Source organism: Neisseria sp. P0021.S005, assembly GCF_051956955.1.
In genome coordinates this window covers 1-5,952 of sequence record NZ_JBQCWY010000153.1, presented here as the reverse complement: position 1 = coordinate 5,952, position 5,952 = coordinate 1, and the positions used below count along the sequence as shown (strand labels likewise).

At 50.1% G+C, this 5,952-nt stretch carries 4 protein-coding genes and 1 pseudogene; 4 read left to right on the top strand and 1 reads right to left on the bottom strand.

Annotated features, from left to right (window positions below):
- The 4 genes and pseudogenes from ACTHUE_RS09605 to nagZ form a co-directional block, all read left to right on the top strand.
- Positions 1–245 (top strand): annotated as a pseudogene (locus tag ACTHUE_RS09605) (glutamyl-tRNA reductase); the annotation flags it as partial.
- Positions 246–490: 245 nt separating this feature from the next.
- Entirely contained in the window at positions 491–1,990 is a 1,500-nt protein-coding gene (locus ACTHUE_RS09600; protein ID WP_004519688.1) for a DegQ family serine endoprotease, read from the top strand.
- A 132-nt stretch (positions 1,991–2,122) separates the two neighbouring features.
- Entirely contained in the window at positions 2,123–3,643 is a 1,521-nt protein-coding gene (locus ACTHUE_RS09595; RefSeq protein ID WP_004519687.1) for a Na+/H+ antiporter NhaC family protein, read from the top strand.
- Between the two features lie 97 nt (positions 3,644–3,740).
- Positions 3,741–4,826: a beta-N-acetylhexosaminidase gene (nagZ, locus tag ACTHUE_RS09590; protein WP_039862102.1), complete on the top strand. Its 1,086-nt coding sequence runs from the start codon at positions 3,741–3,743 to the stop codon at positions 4,824–4,826.
- Positions 4,827–4,905: 79 nt separating this feature from the next.
- Here the strand turns inward: nagZ and ACTHUE_RS09585 are convergent, their stop codons facing one another.
- Positions 4,906–5,652, bottom strand: a complete 747-nt coding sequence (locus tag ACTHUE_RS09585) for an amino acid ABC transporter permease (RefSeq protein ID WP_049344868.1) — start codon at positions 5,650–5,652, stop codon at positions 4,906–4,908.
- Positions 5,653–5,952: the final 300 nt, after the last annotated feature.

Sequence of the window (5,952 nt, the reverse complement as noted above, 5' to 3'; positions counted from 1 at the left end):
AAAGCGTTCCGCTTATCCGCGCCTTGCGCGACGAAGGTGAACGTGCACGCCGCCAAGTATTGGAAAATGCCATGAAGCAACTGGCAAAAGGCGTATCCGCCGAGGATGTCCTCGAACGCCTCTCCATTCAGTTGACCAACAAACTGCTCCACTCTCCGACACGCACGCTCAATAAAGCTGGCTCGGACAACAGCGAATTAATCGATGCCGTGGCACAGATCTACCATTTGGATCAACACGACTGACCACAATTTAAAGGCCGTCTGAAAAAAGCGAACCGACCGACAGGTCATATTCAAAAGTTTTCAGACGGCCTTAAAACAATAAAATCCCAATTATCATTTTTTCATTTAAAATGAAATGCTTGAAAAAAAACCGTTAAAGTGTAAAAATCCTACCTTATACATTTAAACAGCATTCAAACAATAAAACTGCCTGCCGATTCAAACGCATGCCGACAATACGATAGGCACCGGCAAAAGGAACTTTCGTGCATATTAAAACAAACACATATCTGGCCCTTGCTGTCCTCTCAGCTTCCCTTCTTTCAGGTTGCGACAAAGTCAGCACCTTTTTCGACAAAGACGAAAACAAAGAACTCGTTCAACGTATTGAAACCAATACCGATGACGGAAAAGTCGGTATGTTGTTGCCCGACTTCGCCCAACTGGTGCAAAACGAAGGACAGGCCGTCGTCAATATTCAAGCGACACCGGCAAAACGCTCTGCGACACCGGATGACGACCACAGCATGGACCTGAGCCAATTTCCCGACAACGATCCGTTTTACGAGTTCTTCAAACGCCTTGTTCCCAATATGCCAGACATGCCGCAAGAAGATACCGAAAGCGACGATCTGAATTTCGGCTCCGGCTTCATCATCAGCAAAGACGGCTATATCCTGACCAATACCCACGTGGTTGCTGGCATGGGCAATATCAAAGTCCTGCTCAACGACAAACGCGAATACACGGCCAAACTGGTCGGCTCAGACGCCCAATCCGACGTTGCCCTCTTAAAAATTGAGCCGCAAGAAGACTTGCCGGTTGTCAAAATCGGCAATCCGAAAGATTTGAAACCGGGCGAATGGGTAGCCGCCATCGGCGCACCTTTCGGCTTTGACAACAGCGTAACTTCAGGCATCGTCTCCGCTAAAGGCCGCAGCCTGCCGAATGAAAACTACACGCCGTTCATCCAAACCGACGTTGCCATCAACCCCGGCAACTCAGGCGGCCCGTTATTCAACCTCCGCGGCCAAGTAGTCGGCATCAACTCGCAAATTTACAGCCGAAGCGGCGGTTTCATGGGCATTTCGTTTGCCATTCCGATTGATGTTGCCATGAATGTGGCCGATCAATTAAAAGCCAACGGCAAAGTCCAACGCGGTCAATTAGGCGTGGTTATCCAAGAAGTTTCTTACGATTTGGCCAAATCTTTCGGTTTGGACAAAGCAAGCGGCGCGCTGATTGCCAAAATCATGCCGAACAGCGCAGCGCAACAAGCCGGGTTGCAAGTCGGCGATATTGTCCGCAGCGTAAACGGAGAAGAAGTCCGTGCCTCCAGCGACTTGCCGGTCATGGTCGGCTCGATGATGCCGGGCAAAGAAGTGACTTTGAGCATTTGGCGCGGCGGCAAACAAACCGATGTCAAAGTCAAACTTGGCAGCGCAGCCGAACAAACGGAAACTTCTGCAAAAGAAGCCGAACACCCGCAACACGAAGGCGGCCATGACGGATTTACCGTTGAAAATGCAGGCCTAACTTTGCAGGTTGAAAACGCAGACGGCAAACAACGCTTAATCGTTCTGCGCGTTAGCGGTGCGGCCGAACGTGCCGGCCTCAAACGCGGCGACGAAATTATTGCCGTCAGCCAAATCAGCGTCAATGACGAATCCACTTTCCGTAGCGCATTGGAAAGCGCAGGCAAAAACGTACCGCTTTTGGTACAACGCGAAGGCAATACTTTGTTCCTCGCGCTAAATCTGCAATAGCAAGATTTTCAGACGGCATGATGATGCGTTAAATGATAAAATACCCATCTGTCAGAGGCGGTGGGTATTTTGTTATCCGTCTTCCAGTTTAGGCCGTCTGAAAATATTTCACCGCTTATATACAATATAATTATGCAACTTATTAATTATTCGAATTCTATTTTATCCATTATTCCTGCAGCCATCGCGCTTGCCCTGGCCATTGCCACGCGTCGTGTATTGCTGTCCTTGGGTGTCGGCATTATCGTCGGCTCATTCCTGCTGGTAGGCGGTAATCCGCTTGATGCCTTGGTTCACTTGAAAGACATGGCCGTCAGCCTGACTTGGGCGGACGGCGATTGGTCTTTGGGCAAACCCAAAATCCTGCTCTTCTTAGTGCTTTTGGGGATTTTCACTTCCCTGCTGACGCATTCAGGCAGTAACCAAGCATTTGCCGATTGGGCAAAACAGCACATCAAAGGCCGCCGTGGTGCGAAGCTGCTGACTGCCTGCCTGGTATTCGTTACCTTTATTGACGACTATTTCCACAGCCTTGCCGTCGGCGCGATTGCCCGCCCTGTAACCGACAAATTCAAAGTTTCCCGCGCCAAACTGGCTTATATCCTTGACTCCACTGCCGCGCCGATGTGCGTTTTGATGCCTGTATCCAGCTGGGGGGCATCGATTATTGCTACTTTGGCAGGCCTTTTGGTGACTTACAACATCACAGACTACACACCAATGGGCGCATTCGTGGCCATGAGCCTGATGAATTACTACGCCGTCTTCGCATTGATTATGGTGTTTGTCGTGGCCTGGTTCTCCTTCGACATCGGCTCCATGGCCCGTTTGGAACGCGCCGCTTTGAATGAAATTCATGATGAAACCGTTGAAACAGGCCATCCCAACGGTCGCGTATTCGCTCTGATTGTGCCGGTTTTGGTACTGATCGTCGCCACTGTTTCCGCCATGATTTACACTGGCGCACAAGCTTCTGAAACCTTCTCTTTGCTCAGCGCATTTGAAAATACCGATGTAAACACTTCCCTCGTATTCGGCGGCACCTGCGGCGTATTGGCCGTCATCCTCTGCACCATCGGCACCATCAAAACCGGCGATTACCCTAAAGCCATTTGGCAGGGCATCATCTCTATGCGCGGTGCCATTACCATCTTAATTTTGGCATGGATCATCAGCACCGTTGTCAGCGAGATGCACACCGGCGAATACCTCTCCACTTTGGTGGCAGGCAATATCCACGCAGGCTTCCTACCCGTGATTTTGTTTATGCTCGCAGGCGTGATGGCCTTCGCTACCGGCACAAGCTGGGGCACATTCGGCATCATGTTGCCGATTGCCGCCGCCATGGCCGTCAAAGTCGAACCTTCGCTGATTATCCCTTGCATGTCTGCCGTAATGGCCGGTGCCGTATTTGGCGACCACTGCTCGCCAATTTCCGATACCACTATCCTCTCTTCTACCGGCGCACACTGTAACCACATCGACCACGTTACCTCGCAATTCCCTTATGCGCTGACCGTAGCCGCATCTGCTGCCACAGGCTACCTCGCACTGGGCATGACCGGCTCTGCGCCTTTAGGTTTTGTGGTAACCGGCATCGTGATGGTTGTGTTGGTTTTCATCTTAAAAGACAAGAAAAAAGCAACTGCCTAATTCAAAACCAATATTCAGACGGCCTGAGATATTCTTACACTCTCAGGCCGTCTGAACATAACGATTATCCAATAGATACATTATTCAGGACAAAACAATGAATACGCCTCATCTTCCACGCGGCCCAGTCATGGCCGACGTCGCTGCCTATCATCTGACCGAAGAAGAAAAACAACGCCTGCTCGACCCTGCCGTCGGTGGCGTTATTTTGTTCCGCCGCAACTTTGAAAACGTTTCCCAGCTCAAAGCTTTGGTTCAAGAAATCAAAGCCGTCCGTACACCTGAACTTATCATCGCCGTCGACCACGAAGGCGGACGGGTTCAACGTTTTATTGACGGCTTCACCCGCCTGCCTGCCATGAATGTATTGGGCGAAATTTGGGATAACGAAGGCCAAGAAGCCGCCTGTACCCAAGCAGAACAAGTCGGCTGGGTTTTGGCAACCGAACTCTCCGCCTGCGGTATCGACCTATCCTTTACGCCTGTATTGGATTTGGACTGGGGTCAATGCGCCGTCATCGGCAACCGCAGTTTCCACCGCGACGCCAACATCGTTACCCAGCTTGCCCTTGCCCTGCAAAAAGGTCTGAACAAAGGCGGCATGAAATCTTGCGGCAAACACTTCCCCGGCCACGGCTTTGTCGAAGGCGACAGCCATCACGTCCTGCCTTGCGACGAACGCAGCCGAGAAGAGCTAGAAGCCGCAGACCTTATCCCCTTCCGAGCATTGAGCCAAGCAGGCATGGCCGCAGTCATGCCTGCCCACGTCGTATACCCGCAAACCGACAGCCAACCTGCCGGCTTCTCCGAAAAATGGCTGAAACAAATCCTGCGCCAAGAAATCGGATTTAACGGCGTTATCTTTTCAGACGACCTGACCATGGAAGGCGCATGCGGTGTCGGCGGTATTAAAGAACGCGCCCGCCTTTCTTTTGAAGCAGGCTGCGATATTGTACTGGTGTGCAACCGTCCCGATTTGGTAGATGAATTGCGAGACGGTTTCCACGCACCGGCAAACGCCGACTTGGCAGCGCGTTGGCAATACATGGCCAACACATTGACCGTACAAGAAGCCGCCGACATCATGGCAACCGAAGCATTCCAAGCCGCCCAACAAGCAACTGCCAAACTGGCAACGCCAAAAGACATCGCTGGCGGTGTCAAAGTCGGTGAAGCATTCTGATTCAAGGCCGTCTGAAACATTGACAGCAAATAAAAAAAGGAAGACTTGAAAAAGTCTTCCTTTTTTTGATTTAAAGCGATTAGCGGTGTTGCGGATTGTAACGGTTTTCCAATCGCAGGAATACCCAACCCAAAAAGCTTGTCAGCACCAAATAAATCAGCGCAATTGTATAAAGCGGCTCTTCATAGACAGAATAGCGGCCGGTAATCGTGCTTTGTACATAAGCCAACTCTGCCACGCCAATGACGGAAAGCAATGAGCTGTCTTTCAACAACGTAATAAACTCACTGGCCAATGGCGGCAACATACGGCGCAAAGCTTGCGGCAAAATCACATAACGCATCGCCTGAGTATAGGTCAGCCCCAAAGAACGCGCAGCTTCCATTTGGCCTTTATCAATCGATTGAATACCGGCACGGAAAATTTCACAAATATACGCACCCGAGTTCGCAACCAAAGCCAAAGAACCGGCAATCAGCGCACCATAAGAACGGCGCAGATCAACAGCTGCTTCGCCGCTAATCAGCACACCGTCGGCCGGGTGAACGAAAAATGGGAACCAAACATAAGCCCAAATCACAATTTGTACAAACAATGGCGTACCGCGGAACAGCGTAACATACCAAAAAGAAATCTTACGCAACACCCAAGCCAAGGCACGCATCGGCACACCGGCTTTTTCCGGATTGATCAAACGCGCCAATGCCAACAGCAAACCCAAAACCGAGCCACCTGCCGTTGCAACCACCGTCAGTCCCAGCGTTGTCAACACGCCGTATAAAAACATCCAGCGGTATTCATAAATAATGTCAAAACGAAAATCCATAAACCTTCCGTCGGTCAAAATCGGTAACTAATCCGAATATTTTTTAAAATGAAGCTTGATATTTTACAAGAAAATACATTGCTTGAACGGTTTTTTGTTAAATTATTCCGCCCAACCCTGCTTTTTTTACATTTCTAATAAATTAAAGCCCCTTTTCACCTTTGCCCATATAGGACATTTTCCGTATAAAAAACAAAGCGCAAACCCGACACAAAATTGACCGAAACACAAAAACAGCGGATAATCCGCCCATTCTTCAAACATCTTTCAGACGGCCTTCCCTCTTTCCTTAAGGGCCGT